15 protein-coding genes and 2 pseudogenes are annotated in these 19,724 nt (G+C 62.1%); 11 read left to right on the forward strand and 6 right to left on the reverse strand.

The genetic code is table 11. The features are described 5' to 3' along the window. The first annotated feature begins 26 nt into the window (after positions 1-26). From tam to FS777_RS13000, 6 genes and pseudogenes are all read left to right on the forward strand, one after another. A complete protein-coding gene (tam, locus tag FS777_RS12975) occupies positions 27-803 on the forward strand; it encodes a trans-aconitate 2-methyltransferase (RefSeq protein WP_058638379.1) in 777 nt (258 codons plus the stop codon). A 123-nt stretch (positions 804-926) separates the two neighbouring features. Continuing rightward, entirely contained in the window at positions 927-1,637 is a 711-nt protein-coding gene (locus FS777_RS12980; RefSeq protein ID WP_058605919.1) for a YebC/PmpR family DNA-binding transcriptional regulator, read from the forward strand. Positions 1,638-1,736: 99 nt separating this feature from the next. After that, positions 1,737-2,681 carry a LysR family transcriptional regulator gene (locus FS777_RS12985; protein ID WP_145255857.1) on the forward strand — a complete coding sequence of 315 codons (945 nt, stop codon included), beginning with the start codon at positions 1,737-1,739 and terminating at the stop codon, positions 2,679-2,681. 118 nt (positions 2,682-2,799) lie between these two features. Continuing rightward, positions 2,800-4,212, forward strand: a complete 1,413-nt coding sequence (locus tag FS777_RS12990) for a DOPA decarboxylase (protein WP_145255861.1) — start codon at positions 2,800-2,802, stop codon at positions 4,210-4,212. 167 nt (positions 4,213-4,379) lie between these two features. Then, on the forward strand, positions 4,380-5,258 hold the full coding sequence (locus FS777_RS12995) for a DMT family transporter (RefSeq protein ID WP_145255865.1): 879 nt from the start codon (positions 4,380-4,382) through the stop codon (positions 5,256-5,258). A 150-nt stretch (positions 5,259-5,408) separates the two neighbouring features. Next, positions 5,409-6,620, forward strand: a pseudogene (locus FS777_RS13000) (M24 family metallopeptidase). A gap of 15 nt (positions 6,621-6,635) precedes the next feature. On the opposite strand, the pseudogene FS777_RS13005 reads toward FS777_RS13000, so the two are convergent. Next, positions 6,636-7,254: pseudogene (locus tag FS777_RS13005) on the reverse strand (helix-turn-helix domain-containing protein). 52 nt (positions 7,255-7,306) lie between these two features. On the opposite strand from FS777_RS13005, the gene pssA reads away from it, so the two are divergent. The 3 genes from pssA (at position 7,307) to FS777_RS13020 (ending at position 12,708) form a co-directional block, all read left to right on the forward strand. Beyond that, positions 7,307-8,635 carry a CDP-diacylglycerol--serine O-phosphatidyltransferase gene (gene pssA / locus FS777_RS13010; protein WP_145255868.1) on the forward strand — a complete coding sequence of 443 codons (1,329 nt, stop codon included), beginning with the start codon at positions 7,307-7,309 and terminating at the stop codon, positions 8,633-8,635. A gap of 279 nt (positions 8,636-8,914) precedes the next feature. Further along, on the forward strand, positions 8,915-11,278 hold the full coding sequence (locus FS777_RS13015; RefSeq protein WP_256675173.1) for an EAL domain-containing protein: 2,364 nt from the start codon (positions 8,915-8,917) through the stop codon (positions 11,276-11,278). 281 nt (positions 11,279-11,559) lie between these two features. Next, on the forward strand, positions 11,560-12,708 hold the full coding sequence (locus tag FS777_RS13020) for a GGDEF domain-containing protein (RefSeq protein WP_230375118.1): 1,149 nt from the start codon (positions 11,560-11,562) through the stop codon (positions 12,706-12,708). Between the two features lie 179 nt (positions 12,709-12,887). On the opposite strand, the gene ppnN is transcribed toward FS777_RS13020, so the two are convergent. Together ppnN and FS777_RS13030 are read right to left on the reverse strand one after the other, a co-directional pair. Further along, positions 12,888-14,261, reverse strand: a complete 1,374-nt coding sequence (gene ppnN / locus FS777_RS13025; RefSeq protein WP_058638370.1) for a nucleotide 5'-monophosphate nucleosidase PpnN — start codon at positions 14,259-14,261, stop codon at positions 12,888-12,890. Between the two features lie 132 nt (positions 14,262-14,393). Continuing rightward, a complete protein-coding gene (locus FS777_RS13030) occupies positions 14,394-15,455 on the reverse strand; it encodes a YeiH family protein (RefSeq protein ID WP_145255874.1) in 1,062 nt (353 codons plus the stop codon). A 110-nt stretch (positions 15,456-15,565) separates the two neighbouring features. On the opposite strand from FS777_RS13030, the gene FS777_RS13035 reads away from it, so the two are divergent. Beyond that, positions 15,566-16,489, forward strand: coding sequence for a LysR family transcriptional regulator (locus FS777_RS13035; protein ID WP_145255877.1), 924 nt, complete (start codon positions 15,566-15,568; stop codon positions 16,487-16,489). Positions 16,490-16,574: 85 nt separating this feature from the next. Here FS777_RS13035 and trbK read toward each other — a convergent pair whose 3' ends face one another. The 3 genes from trbK to FS777_RS13050 form a co-directional block, all read right to left on the reverse strand. Further along, positions 16,575-16,820, reverse strand: a complete 246-nt coding sequence (gene trbK / locus FS777_RS13040) for an entry exclusion lipoprotein TrbK (protein ID WP_145255880.1) — start codon at positions 16,818-16,820, stop codon at positions 16,575-16,577. A gap of 96 nt (positions 16,821-16,916) precedes the next feature. Next, positions 16,917-18,119, reverse strand: a complete 1,203-nt coding sequence (pncB, locus tag FS777_RS13045) for a nicotinate phosphoribosyltransferase (RefSeq protein WP_144964940.1) — start codon at positions 18,117-18,119, stop codon at positions 16,917-16,919. After that, the gene (locus FS777_RS13050) at positions 18,116-18,766 is read right to left on the reverse strand and encodes an isochorismatase family protein (RefSeq protein ID WP_058605905.1); all 651 of its coding nucleotides are present in this window, start codon (positions 18,764-18,766) and stop codon (positions 18,116-18,118) included. Before FS777_RS13050 ends, pncB begins: the two co-directional genes overlap by 4 nt. A gap of 137 nt (positions 18,767-18,903) precedes the next feature. Between FS777_RS13050 and FS777_RS13055 the strand changes: the two genes are divergently transcribed. After that, complete coding sequence (locus FS777_RS13055; protein ID WP_058605904.1) at positions 18,904-19,608, forward strand: NUDIX domain-containing protein; 705 nt, start codon at positions 18,904-18,906, stop codon at positions 19,606-19,608. Positions 19,609-19,724 lie beyond the last annotated feature (116 nt).

Consider the following 19,724-nt stretch of genomic DNA (forward strand, 5'->3'; position numbering starts at 1 on the left):
GGCATCGCTCATCGGAGAACGTCGCCATGTCCTGGTCTGCCACCCAGTATTCCTTGTTCGAAGACGAACGCACCCGGCCGGTGCGCGACCTGCTGGGGGCGGTGCCGCCGCGCCCGGTGCGGCATGCCACCGACCTGGGCTGCGGGCCCGGCAATTCCACCGAGGTGCTGCTGCAGCGCTGCCCCGACGCGCAGGTGACCGCGCTGGACAGCGACCCGGACATGATCGAGAAGGCCCGAGAGCGCAAGCGGCTGTGCATCCCCCGCGTGCACATGGTCACGGCGGACATCGCAGGCTGGTCCGCTCCTGAGCCCCAGGACCTGATCCTGGCCAACGCCTCGCTGCAATGGGTGCCCGACCACGGGCGGCTGTACCCGCACTTGGTGCGTCAGCTCAGCGAAGGGGCAAGCCTTGCGGTGCAGACGCCCGACAACCTGGAGGAGCCCGCGCATACCGCACTGCGCGAGATCGCCTGCCGTGGCCCGTGGGCGGCCAAGTTCGAGGACTTCCAGTTGCCGCCGCGCCATGGCACGGCGTTCTATTACGATCTGTTGAGCCCGCTGTGTGCCCGGGTGGAAGTGTGGCGCACCACCTACCACCACCCCTTGGCCGACGGCGCTGAGGGCGTGGTGCAGTGGTTCAAGGGTTCGGCCTTGCGGCCTTACCTGTCGCGGCTGCAACCGCATGAGCAGGATGATTTCCTGCAGATGTACCTGCAGGCGATGCAAGGCGCCTACCCGCCAGCTTCCGATGGCAAGGTGCTGCTGCCGTTTCCGCGCTTGTTCGTAGTCGCTACCCGCTGAATCTTCTGGTGAGGGGTCGGCGCAGCGCAGACGGTTGTCGATCCTTGCCCATAGGCGTATAAACTGCTCCCACTTTTTGTGCCGGTCGCTTCCTGAACCGGCCGCTGAAACAAGAGAGTCGACATGGGCGCACAGTGGAAAGCCAAACATAAAGAAGCCGCGGCCAACGCCAAGGGCAAGGTCATGGGCAAGCTGTCCAAGGAAATCCAGATCGCCGCCAAATCCGGCGCCGACCCGGACATGAACCCGCGTCTGCGCCTGGCCATCGAACAGGCCAAAAAGGCTTCGATGACCCGCGAAACCCTGGAGCGGGCCATTCGCAAGGGTGCTGGCCTGGATGGCGATGCCGTGCAGTATGCGGCTGTCAGCTACGAAGGCTTCGCCCCGCACCAGGTCCCGCTGATCGTCGAGTGCCTGACTGACAACGTCAACCGCACGGTCGCGCAAATTCGTGTGCTGTTCCGCAAGGGTCAGCTCGGTGCCAGCGGCTCGGTCTCCTGGGACTTCAACCATGTCGGGCTGATCGAAGCCACCCCCAACGGTGACGCTGATCCTGAGATGGCTGCCATCGAAGCCGGGGCCCAGGACTTCGAAGAAGGCGAAGAGGAGGGGTCTACCCTGTTCATCACCGATACCACCGACCTGGACGCTGTGCAGAAGGCCCTGCCGGGGCACGGTTTCACCGTCACGTCGGCCAAGATCGGCTACACCCCGAAAAACCCGGTGAGTGCTTCGAGCCTGAGTGCCGAAGCCCTGGCCGAAGTCGAGGCGTTTCTCGAAGCCATCGACGAGAACGACGACGTCCAGAACGTCTACGTTGGCTTGACGCAGTAAGCTCGAGCCCCATCTGCCGATGCTGCCCATTGCCAGGCGTCCCGCACAGGCGATGGCTGGGCAGCACTGCACCGGGGCGTGCCCCGAGCGGGAGCTGCCGTGAATCCAGCCTTTGCCACGCTCAGCCTTGGGCACCTGCGGGTGCTCGATCACCTGCTGCAGGTGCAAAACCTCAGCCGGGCGGCTGAGCGGCTGGGCGTGAGCCAGTCGGCCTTGAGCCGCCAGTTGGCTCAACTTCGCGAGGCCTTCGACGACCCGCTGCTGGTGCGCCAGGGCCGGGGCTACGTGCTGAGCGAGCATGCCCAGACGCTACGCGAGCCCTTGCGCCAGGTGCTGGACGAGCTGCAGGCGCTTCGTCAGCCTGCGGTATTCGAGCCTGGCCGCTGCCAACGCCGCTTTTGCCTTGCTGCTTCCGATTATGTCGCCGAGCATATGCTCCCTTTGCTGGTGACGGCGCTGGAGCAGGGAGCGCCAGGCATCAGCCTGGAGTACCGCACCTGGCAAGCCGGGCAATATGACCTGCTCGCCAGTGGCGAGATCGACCTTGCCACCACCTTGTTCGACGAGTCGCCGCCCAATGTGCACGGGCGTCTGCTTGGGGAGGATCGGGCGGTGTGCCTGATGGCACCGGATCATCCCTTGACCGCCCATGGGCGGATTTCGCAAAGCGACTACCTGGCGTGCAGGCATGTACGAATCTCCGGTGGCGGGGACAAGGACAGCTTCATTGACCAGCATCTGCGTACGCAGGGCCTGCAACGGCACATCAGCCTGCAAGTGCCGTTTTTTTGCGCAACGGTAAAGGTGGTCGCCAGCAGCCAGGCAGTGGCTACCGTGCCCGAACACATCGCCCGCCAATTGTGCCGCCTGCATCCGCTGGCATGGCGCCCGTTGGGGTTCGTCGAGCACAGTCAGCGGTATTGGGTGGTGTGGCACGAACGTTTGCATGGGTCGGCCGAGCATCGCTGGTTTCGAAACCGGGTGTTCGACCTGTGGCGCCAATCTCAATTCGGTGTCCAGGGCGGCGTTGCGTATTTGCCATAGCAGCTATGCGCAGGGCGCGGTTCTTCGCGCAGGCGGCGCACTCTACACTGCTCCCAGCCAGCCGCCTCACGCACTGACCGCCGTCAGCGCGTGAGGCGCCCACCACAGGAGCACGTGCATGACCCCCGAAGCGTTTCGCCAGTATGGCCATAAACTGATCGACCTGATCGCCGATTACCGCCAGACCGTGCAGCAGCGCCCGGTCATGGCCCAGGTCGAGCCCGGTTACCTGAAGGCGGCGCTGCCGCCGGCCGCGCCGCAACAGGGCGAGCCGTTCGACGCGATTCTCAAGGACGTGGACGGGTTGATCATGCCGGGCCTGTCCCATTGGCAGCACCCGGATTTCTACGGTTATTTTCCCTCCAATGGGACGCTGTCCTCCGTGCTGGGGGACTTCCTGAGTACCGGGCTTGGCGTACTGGGCTTGTCGTGGCAATCGAGCCCAGCGTTGAGCGAACTGGAAGAAACGACCTTGGACTGGTTGCGCCAGATGCTGGGTTTGTCGCAGCAGTGGAGCGGGGTGATTCAGGACACCGCCTCGACCAGCACCCTGGTCGCGCTCATCTGCGCCCGTGAGCGCTCAAGTGATTACGCCCTGGTCCGTCACGGGCTTCAAGGCCAGGACCAGCCCCTGATCGTGTATGTCAGCGCCCATGCCCACAGTTCGGTGGACAAGGCGGCGTTGCTGGCAGGCTTTGGCCGCGACAATATCCGCCTGATCGCGACCGATGAAGCCTATGCGCTGTGCCCGACTGCGCTCGAGCAGGCCATCGAACAGGACCTGGCGGCTGGCAATCGGCCGTGTGCGATCGTTGCCACCTGCGGCACTACCGCCACTACGGCCCTCGATCCGCTGCGCGCCATCGGCGCGCTGGCCCAGCAACATGGCCTGTGGCTGCATGTGGACTCAGCCATGGCCGGCTCGGCGATGATACTGCCCGAGTGCCGCTGGATGTGGGATGGGATAGAGCTTGCCGATTCGGTGGTGGTCAATGCGCACAAATGGTTGGGGGTAGCGTTCGATTGCTCGGTCTATTATGTGCGCGACCCCCAGCACCTTGTGCGAGTGATGAGCACCAACCCCAGCTACTTGCAGTCCTCGGTCGATGGGCAGGTCAAGAACCTGCGCGACTGGGGCATTCCCTTGGGGCGCAGGTTCCGCGCCTTGAAACTGTGGTTCATGTTGCGCGCAGAAGGTGTCGAGGCCTTGCAAGCACGGCTGCGCAGGGACCTGGACAATGCCAGGTGGCTGGCCGAACAAGTGCGCGCGGCAAGCGACTGGCAGTTGCTCGCCCCTGTGCCGTTGCAGACGCTGTGCCTTCGGCATTGCCCTGAAGGGATGGCCGGCCAGGCGCTGGACGCCCATACCCGAGCCTGGGCCGAGCGCCTGAATGCATCGGGCGACGCCTATGTGACGCCCGCGGTGCTCGACGGACGCTGGATGGTGCGTGTGTCGATTGGCGCCCTGGGCACTGAGAGGGAGGATGTGCAACGTCTCTGGGCCAGGCTGCTGCATGTGGTGCAGGGCTGACAGCCGTGGCGCCCGTACCCGTTGCCCCAAGGAAAAACACGCTGTGGTGATGATTGAACTTCCGCGTGCCCGGTATCTCTTCTAGAATCCTGCTGCCACGCCCAATCGGGGCGTGCGCGCGGCTTCATAATGGCGCAGCGCGGTTTTGCGTCCACTTCGAGAGAGCCATGAGTTCCAGTACCCCGCTGTCCGGCGTCAACCAACCGCTTCGCGGCATCGTGTTGGTGGTGTGCGCCACGTTCATGTTCGCCAGCCACGACGCCTTGTCCAAGTTCCTGGGAGGGCTGTACCCGATCGTAATGGTGGTGTGGGCACGGTACGTGGTGCACACACTGTTGATGGCTGGCATTTTCCTGCCGCGCTCGGGCCTCAACGTGTTGCGCACCCGACGCCCGCTGCTGCAAACCTTGCGCGCCTTGAGCCTGCTCAGCACCAGCCTGCTGTTCACCTCTGGGTTGCAGTACCTGCCATTGGCCGAAGCGACTGCGGTCAACTTCCTTGCACCGGTACTGGTCACTGCCCTGTCTGTACCACTGCTCAAGGAACGGGTCACGATAGCGCAATGGGTGGCAGTGGTATTGGGCTTTCTGGGGGTGCTGATTGTCGTGCATCCAGGCGGGGCGCTGTTCACGCCCGCCATCCTGTACCCGTTCGGCTCGGCGCTGGGCTTCTCTTTCTATCAACTGTTGACCCGCATCCTGGCGGCGCACGACAGCCCGACCACCAGCAACTTCTATGCAGGATTGTGCAACACCCTGGCCATGAGTGCGCTGGTGCCGTTTTTCTGGGAAACGCCGCGCTGGGACCATGCCTTGCTGATGCTGGCGCTGGGTGGTTTCGGTATGACCGCTCACCTGCTGCTGACCCAGGCCTTCCGTTTCGCAGCGCCTGCGCTGTTGGCGCCGTTCAGCTACTGCCAGATCGTCTTCGCTGGCCTGCTGGGCCTGGTGTTCTATGGCCAGACCCCCGATACGCTCAGCCTGGTCGGGATTTGCGTGATCTGCCTCAGTGGGCTGGGGGCAGCCTGGATGCAACGGCGGCGTTAGCGCACTGGCCAGTGCCACTGCAGATGTGAAAGGCAGTACTGCTGCCAATTCGAAGTCGCTTGGGTACAAACGTGCATGTGGGTTGCGTGCTGCAATGCTTTCAGGCGGCCGGCCTGACTTGCATGCTCACAACCCCAAGGAATCACGATCATGCACATGCCCGATACCCTCAGGATTCGCAATGGCCAGAAGGTCGAAGCGACGTTCTTGGCTCAAGAATATGCCCGCCGGCATGCCGAGGTGCGCACCCTGATGAGCGCCCAGCAGCTCGAGGCACTCGTCTTTATTTCCTACCACAACGTCAACTACTAGAGTGACTACCTCTATTGCGCGTTTGGGCGCGCCTACGCGGTGGTGATCACCCCTGATCAGGTCGTCCCGATCAGTGCCAACATCGATGGCGGTCAGCCATGGCGTCGGTCGATCGGCACCGACAACATCGTCTACACCGACTGGCGGCAGGGCAGTTTTTTCACCGCCCTGCGCCAGGTGCTGCCGCAGGCGGGGCGCATTGGCGTGGAGGGTGATCACCTGACGCGCCACACCCATGCCGCACTCGCGGTATGCTACCCGCATGCCGAGCTGGTCGATATCAGCACCGCCTGCATGCGCCTGCGGCTGATCAAGTCGGCTGAAGAGCAGGCCCTGATCCGCCAGGGGGCACAGGTCGCCAATGTTGGCGGCGCGGCGGTGATCGACGCGCTGGCTGACCAGGCGCCGGAGTTCGAGGTGGCACTGCATGCCACCCAGGCCATGGTCCGGGACATTGCCAGGCGCTATCCCGACAGCCAGTTGATGGACACCTGGACGCTGTTTCAATCCGGGCCCAACACCGATGGCGCCCACAATCCGGTAACCAGCCGTCGCGTGGGCAGGGGTGAAATCTTAAGCCTCAACTGCTTCCCAATGATCAGCGGCTACTACACGGCGTTGGAGCGCACACTCTTTCTCGATCAATGCCCGGACGAGTACCTGCGCCTGTGGCAGGTGAACGTTCAGGTGCACGAGGCAGGTCAGCGCCTCGTCCGTCCAGGCGTACGGTGTTGCGACATTGCTGCTGAGCTCAATGAAATCTACCGCCAGCACGACCTGCTGCAATACCGTACCTTCGGCTACGGCCATTCCTTCGGCGTGTTGTGCCACTACTACGGGCGCGAGGCCGGCCTGGAGTTGCGCGAGGACATCGACACCGTACTGGAGCCGGGCATGGTGGTGTCGATCGAGCCCATGATCATGCTGCCACAGGGCCTGCCAGGGGCAGGCGGCTATCGCGAGCATGACATTCTGGTAGTGACCGAGCAGGGGGCCGATAACATTACCCAGTTCCCCTATGGGCCGCAGCACAACGTCATCTGCAAATGAGCAGCGAGCGCTCTGTCAGCGCAAGGCTGCCAGGCGGCGCTGCGCGGAAGGCGAAACACCGAACAGTCGGCTGTACGCCTTGGAAAAGTGCGCCGCCGAGCCGAAGCCGCAGGCCAGTGCGACGTCGCCAACCGGCGCGTCGCCTTGCAGCACCAACTGCCTGGCATGGGTTAGCCGGAGTTCCTGGTAATAGCGTGTGGGGGTACGTTGCAGCTGATGCTTGAACAGGCGCTCGAGCTGACGCACGGTGATGCCGGTCAGGTTGGCCAGCTCGCTGGGTGCCAACGGCTCCTCGAGGTTGGCTTCCATGATCGCAACGACTTCAGCGGATGTGCGCCCCGGTGGCAGGGCCGCGCTCGATGGGGTTGGGGCCCACTACCAACAGTACGTCCAGCGCTGGCGCATCACCGAGCGTGCAATCGGGCAGCACGCGCATGCCGTTGCTGGCGGTGACCGGCCCCTCCTGCGCTGCGATCAGTACGCTGCGAAACACGGGCCTACATGCGGCCAGGTTGGCCATGCGCAGCGTTTCCACCGCCGATGCCAGGCCGATGGTGGTGAAATTGGGCATGATCAGAAAACCGAATGTCTTGGCCGTGCCGGAGTGTGGATTTACCGAAGCGGGGTGGACCATTGGGCGATTCCTGTGCAAGCTGGGGCATAGTTTGCCCAGAAGGTGGCTGCAAGTGAACCCAGAAAACCTGTTGGCCCAGTTGCCAGGCTACCCGTTGGCCGCCGATGCGATCGAAGTGCTGCCCGATGCCCAGGCCTACCGGGCCTGCCTGCTCGAGCGTATCGGCGCAGCGACCCGGCGGATCGTCATCGTGGCGCTCTACTTGCAACATGACGAGGCGGGCCAGGAGGTGCTGGACGCACTCTATCAGGCCAAGGCGGCTCGTCCAGGGCTTGAAATAACCGTCGTGGTGGACTGGTTCCGGGCCCGGCGTGGCCTGCTGGGGGCGGGCAGGCAGCCTGGCAATGCAGCCTGGTACCAGGCCGAGCGCCAGAGCCGCCAGTTGGACATCGCGATCCATGGCGTGCCTGTGCAGACCCGCGAACTCTTCGGGGTGCTGCACCTCAAGGGTAGCATCATCGATGACTGCGTCATCTACACCGGTGCCAGCCTCAACAACGTCTACCTGCATCGGTTCGACCGTTACCGGCTCGACCGCTACCACCTGCTCCACAGCAAGGCCCTGGCCGATTGCATGGTCGACCTGGTGCATCGGCTGCTTCACCCGCAGGCCACGCCGCGCCTGGACCTTCCTGCGCCGCCTTCGACCGCCGATTTGCGCAGTGACATTCGCCGTCTGCGGGCACGGATGCGCCGGCTGACATATGCACCAGGCCCTGCAACCGAGCCGGGGAACCTGCGAGTGATTCCGCTGATCGGCGTCGGCAGGCGCAATGCATTGAACAAGACGGTGTGCGCGCTGTTGGCCGTGGCCCGCGAACGTATCGTCATCAGCACCCCGTACTTCAATCCGCCGCGGGTCGTGATGCGCGAAATTGACGACGCGTTGGCACGCGGCGTGCAGGTAGAGTTCATCGTCGGCCATCGTACTGCCAATGACTTCTACGTCCCTCCGGGGGAGCCGTTCCATGCCAGCGGGGCATTGCCTTATCTGTATGAAGACAACCTCAGGGCCTTTGCGCGCCGTCGCGAGCACCTGCTGGCCAGTGGTCAGCTGCAGGTCCGATTGTGGAACGATCCCGGGCACACCTTTCATGCCAAGGGCGTGTGGGTCGATGAACGTTATAGCTTGCTGACCGGCAACAACCTGAACCCGCGCGGCTTCAACCTGGACCTGGAGAACGGCCTGCTTATCGATGACCCCCTTGGGCAATGGCGGGGGCCGTGCGAGCAGGAGCTGAGCGCATTGCGTGAACATGCCCCGGCTATCGGTTCGGCGCACGCTCTAGGCGTCAAGGCCGAACACCCCAAACCCGTGCGCAAGCTGCTGCGCAGGCTACGCTATAGTCGGTTGGAACCGTTGATCAAGCGGGTGCTGTAGGGCAGGCGCTGTAGTGCGGCCTGCCCGATGGTCGATAGCGTTGATCGGCCGGGCACGCTGTAGGTCCACCCTGTGCATCCCCGACAATAGGCGCTCAAGGAATGGAAGCAGCTTTTGGCAATGATTCGCCGCGCAGCCGTATGGTTCGCCGCCTTGTGCTGGCTTTTTCGGGCCTGCTTTTGTTGGCGATGATCCTGGGGCTGGTGTCGCTTTATCGCATCGCCGTTTCGCTCGATCAGCGGGAGCTGGAACTAAAGCCAATTCCATGCGAATGCGGCCTTGGCACAGTTGCACAAGGCCGAGCGCGCCTATCTGTGGACCCATGCTTCCTGGCAGGCAGCTTACGACCATCTGGCGCGTCCAGCGGACCGGCAATGGGCGTTCGATGAGGGCAACGTTGGTGCCACGCTCTATAGCGATGATGGCTATGCGGGCGTGTTCGTCCTGGATGATCAGGGTACGCTTTATGCAATAGTGCAAGGGCGTCTGACAGACTTGGGTTTCGATCACTTCAGCCCCGAGGGTCATCGCATCCTGCAACAAGCCCGCCAGGCCATGGCGCAGAAGCAACCGGCGTCAGGCTACGTCATGTTTGCTGGCCAGCCCGCGGTCTTTACCTCTGCCGTGATACGTCCTCCTGGCCTCGCCGACAGCCTGGCTAAGCATCACTCGGTGATGGTCTTCATTCGATTGATCGAGGCCGACTTGCTGAGTCAGATGGGTAAGACGGCCGGCCTCACGGACTTGGCTATCGCGGCAAGCGACAATGCTGCGGACGATATGGGGCATTTGCGACTTCAGGGGGTTCCCTATCGTTTGACCTGGCGCATGGACCAGCCCGGCAGCGATCTGTTGCAAACGGTATTCACACCGCTGGCGGTGGCGCTGCTGATCATCCTGGCACTGATGGTATTGCTTGCACGCTATGCCATGCGCACCAGCGCCGACATTGACCGCAGCTACCATCAGCTGGCTATTTCCAAGCGGGCGCTGGAGGCCAGCGAAGCGCGCTTCAAGGCCGTGGCCGAGGCGGCTTCCGACTGGATCTGGGAGACCGATGCGCAGCAGCACCTGATCTATCTTTCACCACGCTTTGCCGAACTGACCGGGCACGACGCCGAGCTCTGGCTCAATCAGCCGATCTGCACGTTGTTCGATTGTGAAACCGGTCATGTCGAAACCTGGCTGCACAGCCTGGGCGCCAGCGAGTCTACCGGCACGCTGCGCTGCCATTACCTGGACAAGGCCGGGCAGCGACGCGAGTGCCGAATCTCGGCCAGGGCCATCATCGAGCACAAAATCTGCAAGGGATTCCGCGGCACCTGTACCGACATCACCGATGAGGTGGCAGCCCATGCCCGAATTCAGCACCTGTCACAACATGACGCCCTGACCGGGCTGCCCAACCGTAACAAGCTGTTCCGCTTCCTCGAGGACAGCGCCAAGGTGTCGCGGGCCGTGCTGATGCTCGACCTGGACAACTTCAAGCCAATCAATGACAGCCTCGGCCACCCGGCCGGTGATGCAGTGTTGATGGAGGTGGCGACGCGGCTTGGTCAAATGACCCGTTCCAGCGACCTGGTAGCGCGTCTGGGGGGCGACGAGTTCGTCATCGTCCTGATCGCACCGGGCACGCGTGATGAACTCGACCGGTTCTGCGCCCGGCTCATCGACACCCTCAAGCAGCCGATGGCGGTGGAGCACCACAAGGTACAGATAGGCGCCAGCCTGGGTGTGGTCATCTCCGACGATTACCCAGGTGGCCCTAGCGACCTGATCCGTTATGCCGACGTAGCGCTGTACGGGGCCAAGCAATCGGGCAAGAACACATGGCGGTATTTCTCCACGCAGATGAGCGCTGCGCTGCTTGAAAAGCGCGTGCTCGAACAGGAGCTGCGCGAAGGCATCCCCCGTGGCGAACTGCGTTTGCATTTCCAGCCACGGTTCAAGGTGGACGGGATAACGATCGCCTCCGCCGAAGCGCTGGTGCGCTGGCAGCACCCCCGCCTTGGGTTGCTGATGCCGGACGAATTTGTCGGCTTGGCCGAGGAAAGCGATGTGATTGTGTTGCTGGGCAACTGGGTGCTGCAGGAGGCTTGCAAGGAGGCAGGAGCCTGGCCGCTCGATGTGCTGGTGTCCGTGAACATGTCCCCTGCCCAGTTCAGCCGCAGCGACGTGGTACGCGATGTGGCCGAGGCCTTGCGCACCACCGGGCTGCCTGCGCACCGGCTGGAGTTGGAAATCACCGAGAACGTGATGCTCAACGACGTTGAAGGCGCGTTGCAGACGATGAACGCATTGAAGGAACTTGGTGTGCGCTTGAACATGGACGACTTCGGCACAGGCTATTCGTCACTGGGCTACCTGCGTACTTACCCGTTCGACAGCATCAAGATCGATCGTCGGTTCGTCCAGTCGCTGGGCAAGAGCAGCAGTGACCGCAGTGTGGTGCAGGCGATCATCAGCCTGGGGAACGCCATGGGCATGACGGTCACGGCCGAGGGGGTGGAAACTGCGGAGCAGCTCGCTTTGCTCAGTGATGACCAGTGCCATGAGGTGCAGGGTTACTGGTTGAGTCGTCCGGTGGACAACCAGGCGTTGATCTCATTGATGGCGTCGGCCGCCACACATACCCCTGATTAACGTAGCACTTGTAGGGGCGGTCCTTGTGCCGCGGTGGGCCGCGCAGCGGCCCTGGGATTTGAACGCTGTACCACGGATCGCCGGGGCCGCTGCGCGGCCCATCGCGGCACAAGGGCCGCTCCTACCAGAGGGCTGCTATGAAGCTGCAAGTCACGGCGGCAGAAAAGTCTGGCGCACGCGGTCGTCTGCTGCTCTGAAAATCCAGCGCGAGCGCATACAATCGCCGCCTTTACAAACCACTTCGATAGGCTACACCCGCCATGGCGCTAGACCCACCTACCATGCTCACCATTTCCATCGCCTTGGCGGCAGCGGCGGCGTTGTACCTGGCAATAGAGTGGCGCAGTGTCCGCGAGTCATCGTTGCTGTACTGGAGCGCCGGGTTCGCGACCATTACCGTCGGTTGCACCTTGGCGCTGCTGCGAGGCGTTGGCCTTTTGTTCATCGGCATCTGGTTCGCGAACGGCCTGCTGGTCGTGGCCCATGGCTTGTTCCTGCTAGGCGTGCTGCGCTTCACCCAGGACCGTATTTCGCGGGCCTGGCTGGTGATCGTGCTGATCTGGTTTGCCCTGTTACTGCTGCCTGCAGGCCCAGAGTGGTCGAAAGTCATGCTGATGACCAACTCGCTGCTGGTTGCCGCCCTGACCTTGAAGGCCAGTAGCCTGCTGCAGCCGCATGGGCAGTCGCTGAGCGTAGGTGCAGTCCAGTTGCGGTACGTGCTTCTGGTCCATGGGTTGTTCTACGTGATCAAGGCGATCATTGCGATTGCGCCGGGCACGTTGATTGACCTGGCCAGTTTCGGGGGATTGATCATCCAGATCTCCCTGGTGGAGGGTGCCATGGCGATCATGCTGATCGCGCTGTCCATGACAGGCACGGTTCGCTACCGCCGCGAAGAACGCATCGCTCGGCTGGCAGCACGGGATCCGCTGACTGCGCTGTACAACCGGCGCGCCCTGGAAGTGCGTGCGGGGCCTTTCTTCAAGGAGGTCAGCAATGTCCGGCCTGCAGCGTTGTTGTTGATCGATATCGACAACTTCAAGCTGGTGAACGACCTGCATGGGCATGCAGCGGGGGACCGGTTGCTGGTGGCCTTGAGTGAAATGATCCGTGCGGTGTTGCCCGAGCGCTCCCTGGCGGCGCGGTTGGGCGGGGATGAGTTCGTGATTTTGCTCAGTGGGGCTAGCCGCGAAGGGGTCCTGGGGTTGGCCAAGGGACTACGGGAGCAATTTCAGGCCTATGCCGGCGGGGCAGTCCCGACACCTGCAGCGGTGACGTTGAGCATTGGGGTGAATGTGTTTGACCAGGCGCCAGCGAGTCTGGCGGCGCTGATCGAGCAGGGGGATGTGGCGTTGTACGAGTCCAAGCGCGCAGGGCGCAACAGCATTCGATTTGTGGAGCGACAGGTGACAGGTGGCGAGTTTTCTTGAGCGAGGTAGGGGTGTGGTTGTTCGGCTAATCCTGCCTCGTCATTGATCTACATGTGCAGCCCTGTAGGCCTCACCGGCCGGAGTGGGCCGCAGTGTCCGGGCAAAAGGGGCTGGGACGTTTGTAGGCTGGGGCCGCTGCGCCATCCATTGCAGCGACCCTTTTATCCGTCAAGCGTGAATCAAGTCACAACCTGATAGCAAGGCACATAAGCCGCCCCACCCGGCAACTTCATCCGATGCTGGTCAACGAATGCCTGCAGCAAACGCCCCAGCGGATCCAACACAGCGCTGTCACCGCGAATCTGGTAGGGCCCGTGCTCTTCAATCAGGCGAATGCCTTTGTCCTTAACGTTACCCGCCACAATCCCGGAAAACGCTCGGCGCAAATTGGCCGCCAGTTCGTGAGGTGGCAACTCGCGACGCAGATCCAGGTCAGCCATGGCCTGGTGAGTGGGGTCGAAGGGTCGCTGGAAGCTCTCTTCGATCCGCAGCAACCAGTTGAAATGGAACGCATCGTTGCGCTCGCGACGGAACTGTTTGACCTGCTTGAGCCCTTCGACCATGTGGCGCGCCACTTCAGCCGGGTCGTCAATGATGATCTCGTACAACCGATGCGCTGCCTCGCCGAGCGTTGCGCCGACGAAGGCATGCAATTGCTGCAGGTAGGGCTCTGCACTGCGTGGGCCCGTCAGCACGACCGGGAAGGGTACATCCTGGTTATCCGGATGCATCAGGATACCCAGCAGGTACAGGAATTCTTCTGCCGTGCCTGCACCGCCCGGGAAGATAATGATGCCGTGACCAACCCGCACGAACGCCTCCAGGCGCTTCTCGATATCTGGCAGGATCACCAGTTCGTTGACGATCGGGTTGGGCGCCTCGGCGGCAATGATGCCCGGTTCCGTCAGGCCCAGGTAGCGACTGCCCTGCATGCGCTGTTTGGCATGGGCAATGGTGGCACCTTTCATCGGGCCTTTCATGACGCCAGGGCCGCAACCGGTGCACACGTCCAGCTTACGCAGGCCCAGCTCATGGCCCACCTTCTTGGTGTACTGGTATTCCTCGGTGCTGATCGAGTGACCGCCCCAGCACACCACCATCTTCGGCTCGACGCCAGGACGCAGGGTGCGGGCGTTGCGCAGCAAGTGGAACACGTAATCGGTGATGCCCTGGGAGCTTTCCAGATCGATGCGCTGGCTGGCCAGCTCGCTTTCGGTATACACGATATCGCGCAAGGCGCTGAAGAGCATCTCCCGGGTGCTGGCGATCATTTCACCATCGACGAAGGCATCTGCCGGGGCATTCAGCAGCTCCAGGCGAACGCCTCGGTCCTGCTGATGGATGCGCACTTCGAAATCCTGGTAGGCCTCGAGGATGGTCTTGGCATTGTCGACATGGGCGCCGGTGTTGAGGATGGCCAGGGCGCACTGGCGGAACAGGGTGTAAAGAGTGCCGGAGCCGGCTTCGCTCAGTTGCTGTACTTCACGTTGGGACAGCGTTTCTAGGCTGCCTTTGGGGCTGACGGATGCATTGATGACATGGCGTTGGGGCATCTAAGTCTTTCCTGTGCGGGTAAAACATCCTTCTTTGACCACACCATACCGAGAAATGGAAGCGGCAACGAGAGGCATGCAAAAAAAGCCCGGCACTTCATGGCGGCCTCAGCGGCGCGCGTTGCGAAACAATCACCCCAGCAGCCGCTGCACGGCCAGGGTAATGGCCAAACCGCCCCCAAACAGCCACACGTTGAGGATTGCCCCCGTTGCCAGCACGCGAGGCCCGGCGTGGCGTATCTGTTCGAAGCGGGTTTCCATGCCCAATGCCGTCATGGCCATGGTCAACGCAAAGGTGTCCAGGCCGTTGACGGCTTCGCGCAGGCTCAAAGGTAGAACCTCCAGCGAATTGACCGCTACCAGTGCCAGAAACCCGAACGCAAACCACGGCACCGTGAGCCGACCCTTGCCTGACGCCAAGCCGGATTTTGGGGTACGGCTGATCCACAAGCCAACCAGTAACAAGACAGGCACCAGCAGCATCACACGCGTCATTTTCACGATGGTTGCCACATGGCTGGCATCAGGGCCAAGGGTACTGGCAGCGCCGACTACTTGAGCCACTTCATGGAGGGTGCCGCCCAGCCAAAGCCCAGCGGTCTGGGCATCCAGGTGCAGCCAGCCAGCCCGAATCAGAAAGGGATAGAAAAACATCGACGCCGTGCCGAACAGCACCACGCTGCCTACGGCCACTGCACTTTTATGCGGCGCGCTGCGCAGTGCCGATTCAAAGGCCAAAACGGCCGCAGCCCCGCAGATGGCGCTGCCCGCAGCTGTAAGCAGAGCAGTCTCGCGGTCAAGCCCGAGCAGTTTCATGCCACACCACAGTCCTATCGCCAATGTGCTGCTGATCACCAGCAGCGAGATCACCAGGCCAGGCCAGCCAACGTGTGCAATTTCCTGCAAGCTGATCCGCAGGCCGAACAAGGCGACGGCAACCCGGAGCAGGGCCCGGGCGCAGAAGTGTATGCCCTGTGCATAGCAGGCCGGCAGGCGATCTTTCAGCACATTGCCAACGAACGCGCCGGCCACGATGCCGAGGATCAACGGGCTGAGGCCAAGCTGGACGAAAAGGGGTAGGGCAGCCGCTTGGCTGATGCCCAACGCAAGAACGGTAACCAAAAGCACACCCTTGAGCGTTGCGCAGCGGTGCGCGGCAGGTGCGTCAGATGGCGTATAAGGGGCAGGTGTCATGGAATTCTCCAGCAACTGGAATCAATGAGCACCACGGTATGTTGGTTATAAGCTTATGAAAAATCGTAATTAGGGATGAAAAATATCCACTTAGCTGATAGTTTTCCGGGATGACTCCAGAACAGCTTATAACTTTCGCCGTCGTGGCCGAGCACGGCAACATCAGCCATGCCGCAATGGCCCTGCATCTGTCTCAGCCAGCGGTGTCTGGCCAACTTAAACTCCTTCAGGAGGCGTTTGGCGAGCCTCTTTATCATCGGGCAGGGCGCGGGGTGCGCCTGACAGCAGCAGGTGAACAGCTACTGGCGCATGCGACCCGCCTGCGCGATACGTTCGATCAGGCGCGGTCACTTCGCGAAGCGATGCGCGGCCTTCAGCGCGGTACCTTGCGGATCGGTGCCAGCACTACGCCTGCAAGCTACGTGCTGCCGTACCTGATCGCCCAGTTCAAGGCACGCTACCCGGAGGTGGTGATCAGCACCATACAGGGCAACACTGCTGAAATCGTCACCGCCTTGGGTGACGTGGATTTGGCGTTGATCGAAGGGCCGCCGGGGCGAGACCTGCCCGTGGGCACTGGCGTGACCGAGTGGCTGGAGGACGAAATCGTCGCCATTGTCCCGGTTGCACACCCCTTGGCTTGCGCCGAACCTCGCGCCTTGAAGGAGGTGGCCGACTTCCCAATAGTGCTGCGTGAGCAGGGCTCGGGCGTGCGTCAGGTCGTCGAGCAAGCGTTTGCCAACAGTCAACTACAGATGCGGATTGGCCTGGAGATCGCCGGCGTGGAGGGGGTGAAGGAAGCAGTACGCGCCGGTATGGGCGTAGGTTTCGTGTCTGCCATGTCGATTCGTCACGAAGGGATGGTTTTACGCAAGGTCCAGGTGGGGCCGCGTTCACTGGTTCGCCGGTTTTCGATAGTCCTGCCCCACGCAGGCTCACCCTCTCGAGCGGCTGCCCGCTTTCACGAGCTTTGTGTGGCCTTTTCCGGGGCTTCGACCCACGTTTCACGCTCACCCACCACCGGCACTTCATGACACATGCGCCCGTCCCTGCAGACATCGCCGCAAGGCAGCCCGACTGCCACGCGGCACGTGTGCTGTCAGGGCCGCCGCTACCTCATCAGAAGTCGTCTTCCGGGCTCTTCTTGAAGGTCCAGTCGGTATGCTTGCGGGCTTGGAGGAAGCTGTTGCAATTGGCCGTAAAGGTATTGCGATTGGCCTCTTTGGACAAATCCGCCAGAATTTTCTTCTGCATCTGCGGGGTGCAGTTCTCAGCGGTCGGCTCGGGCACCGTTTCTTCACTGCAGCCTGCGAGCAAGGCTGCCAAGCCCATTGCCGTGACCAGCTTTGCCAATTTGATGTCCATATCGCGATCTTTCTCCTGGTGTGCTGAAAGGGCAGGTGATTGTTGAACCGGGCAGCATGATACGTACACGGGCCTAGCAATGCCACCTGCAGAAAGTCACGCGCCTACGTTGAATACGTGCTTCAAATAGGCCACGAAATTTTCATCCCGGCACTGCGTCTTGCCTGGGCTGTCCGAAATCTTGGCCACCGGTGCACCGTTGCAGGCCGTCATCTTGATCACCATGTTCATCGGCTCGACCCCCGGGATGTCGCAGGTCAGGCGCGTCCCGATGCCAAAACTCACGTTGATGCGCTCGTGCAGCGCGCGGTAAAGCCCAAGCGCCTTGGGCATGTCCAGGCCGTCTGAGAAGATCAGGGTCTTGGTCTTCGGGTCGATACCCAGCCGGTGGTAGTGCGCGATGGCTTTCTCCGCCCACGCCAGCGGGTCGCCCGAGTCGTGACGCAGGCCGTCGAAGAGCTTGGCGAAATAGAGGTCGAAGTCCCCAAGGAAGGCATCCATGGTGATGCAGTCGGTCAGCGCGATACCGAGCAGGCCGCGATACTCGCGCACCCAGCACTCCAAGGCTGCAGCCTGGCTGTCCACCAGGCGAGGACCCAGCTGCTGGTGGGCCATGAACCATTCGTGGGCCATGGTACCAATTGGCCGTAGCTCGTATTCCCGGGCCAGGTGCACGTTGCTGGTGCCGACGAAGCGGCCTGGGAAATCGCGCTTGAGGATGTGCACCACCTCTTCCTGCACCCGATAGGAGAATCGTCGACGAGTGCCGAAATCCGCCAGCTGAAAGCCCGCCAATTCATCACTGCTGGCCTGGGCCTTGAGCCAGTCGAGGTTGCGGTACAACTGTTCGCGTACCTGCTCGATCACCACCTCCCGGTAGCGGTAACGGTTGCGGACTTCGCTGATGATCGCCAGCAACGGGATTTCGTACAGGATGACGTGCAACCAGGGGCCGCGTACGCGTATCGCAAGCTGGCCGGCGTCGTCCAGGCCAACATGCACGTAGCGCAAGTTGAAGCGGAACAGGCTAAGAAAGCGAATGAAGTCAGGCTTGATGAAGGGAATCTTCTCAAGGTAAGCAAGCTGATCCTGGGTGACGGTGACTTCGGCGAGTTGCTCGACCTGGTAGCGGATTTCTGCGAGATACGGGGCCAGGTCCTCACCGTTGCGACAGCGAAATTCCCACTCCACCTCGGCATTGGGGTAGTTGTGCAGCACCGCCTGCATCATGGTGATCTTGTAGAAGTCGGTGTCCAGCAGGTTCTGAACGATACGGGGGCCAAATACGCTGTCACTCATGCTGCTTGCTCCTTGATCAGGGCCAGTTGATGGTCGAGGGCCGACTCGTCGCCGCACAACTTCACACCGTCGGCAGCCAGGGCGCCGCAGGCCTCTATCGCGCCGGCCTGGCTCAGGGCGCGGCAGGCCGGTAGGTACAGCAGCACCTCGAACCCGGCCTGGCGCAATTGTCGGGCAGTGGTGCGCACGCAGTAGTCCAGTGCAAGCCCGCCAACGATCACAGCACCCACCTGATGCACCTTGAGGTATTCGATGACGCCGGTGGAGCGGCGCTCAGCCAAGTCGTGGTAGCAGGCACCATAGGGATGCAGGTCGGGCTCCACGCCTTTCCACACGAAATAGTCGTACTCGATGGGGGCAGGCAGGCCTGGCAGCAGCTCGAAACCGGGAGTGCCAGGGACGCAATGGCTGACCCAGGTGAGGTCCGCGTTGGCCAGGGTCAGCGGCTGCAGCATCTGCGTGGCTTGGGCCACTACCCACGCGGCATTGGCGGGATGCGCATCCTTGCTGCCCAATCGCAGGTCGGCCCGTTGTGCCATGGCGTTGAGGTCTGGTGCGATTTCATGACCCTCGGGGACTGGGAGTTCCTGGGGCGCATGGCACGTGAAGCCTATTTGTGCGTCGACATCGAAGCTGGCGATTTTCATGGAGGTTCTCCTCGCTGGAATGGCTACATAATCCACCTGGTGTTGTATATGTGTCAAGCATCCATTATCTGGACGTTACGGCCGATTTACTTATTCGCTCTGGTGAACTATAAAAGGCTTCGGTCAAGGAGTTACGAGTGAGTACAGCTGAAGTCCTGGCAAGCGTCGACATAGTCGCGCTGCGCCTGCCGCCCGGCAGCGAGCACCTACAGGTGCTTTTGCATCGCCGTGAGCGAGAACCGCATCAGGGCCAATGGGCACTGCCTGGGGTGATCATCAATGGGCGCACGCCTGATACCAGCCTCCAGAGCGCAGCCCATCGCGCCTTGAGCGAAAAAGCGCGCGTACAGCCACACTATCTGGAGCAAGTCGGCACTGAAGGCAATGCCTTTCGGGATCCGCGGGGTTGGTCATTGAGCACCTGCTATTTGGCGCTGTTGCCCGCCCGCCAGGAAGTCGAGGATGAGCAACTAGCCTTTTTCGACCTCGCCGACGTGGTAGATAGCAGGGTGCTGCTGCCATTCGATCACAACTTGTTGGCGCGCCGAGCCTGTGAGCGGCTCGCGGCCAAGTCCGTCTACAGCAGTTTGCCGTTGTACCTGCTCGACACCCGGTTCACCGTGCTCGACGCGCTGGGGGCCATGCAGGCCTGTCTGGGCCAGCCTGTAAATGCAACGTCGCTGCGCAAGCGCCTGGAGCGTTTGCGCGTGCTCGGCTGGGTCAGGGACACAGGCGAAAAGAATCAGCCACCCATGGGGCGTCCGCAGCAACTGTACCAATACATGGCGCAAGGGCAGGGGCCATTCATGTTCGACCGTAGCCTGCTGCCGGAGGGCAGTTAAGCGTCCCTTCTGGCAGATTGAGTGCGCGGGGCGGTCAACACTGACATTGAACGACTGATCAATCTCAGTGGAACGAACCGCGAATCAATGCCTCTTATCCAGAGATGGCTGGCCTG

Origin of the sequence: Pseudomonas sp. DE0157, from assembly GCF_007678615.1 — a bacterium.
In the GTDB taxonomy this organism is placed as follows: Bacteria; Pseudomonadota; Gammaproteobacteria; order Pseudomonadales; family Pseudomonadaceae; genus Aquipseudomonas; species Aquipseudomonas parafulva_B.

What these genes read in the sequence shown, in the direction of transcription:
- FS777_RS13030 (WP_145255874.1), bottom strand. Translation starts at nt 15,455, where the DNA reads ATGACACCTGCCCCTTATACGCCATCTGACGCACCTGCCGCGCACCGC.
- FS777_RS13020 (WP_230375118.1), top strand. Translation starts at nt 11,560, where the DNA reads ATGCTCACCATTTCCATCGCCTTGGCGGCAGCGGCGGCGTTGTACCTG.
- pncB (WP_144964940.1), bottom strand. Translation starts at nt 18,119, where the DNA reads ATGAGTGACAGCGTATTTGGCCCCCGTATCGTTCAGAACCTGCTGGAC.
- ppnN (WP_058638370.1), bottom strand. Translation starts at nt 14,261, where the DNA reads ATGCCCCAACGCCATGTCATCAATGCATCCGTCAGCCCCAAAGGCAGC.
- FS777_RS13035 (WP_145255877.1), top strand. Translation starts at nt 15,566, where the DNA reads ATGACTCCAGAACAGCTTATAACTTTCGCCGTCGTGGCCGAGCACGGC.
- FS777_RS13050 (WP_058605905.1), bottom strand. Translation starts at nt 18,766, where the DNA reads ATGAAAATCGCCAGCTTCGATGTCGACGCACAAATAGGCTTCACGTGC.
- tam (WP_058638379.1), top strand. Translation starts at nt 27, where the DNA reads ATGTCCTGGTCTGCCACCCAGTATTCCTTGTTCGAAGACGAACGCACC.
- FS777_RS12995 (WP_145255865.1), top strand. Translation starts at nt 4,380, where the DNA reads ATGAGTTCCAGTACCCCGCTGTCCGGCGTCAACCAACCGCTTCGCGGC.
- FS777_RS12990 (WP_145255861.1), top strand. Translation starts at nt 2,800, where the DNA reads ATGACCCCCGAAGCGTTTCGCCAGTATGGCCATAAACTGATCGACCTG.
- trbK (WP_145255880.1), bottom strand. Translation starts at nt 16,820, where the DNA reads ATGGACATCAAATTGGCAAAGCTGGTCACGGCAATGGGCTTGGCAGCC.
- FS777_RS12980 (WP_058605919.1), top strand. Translation starts at nt 927, where the DNA reads ATGGGCGCACAGTGGAAAGCCAAACATAAAGAAGCCGCGGCCAACGCC.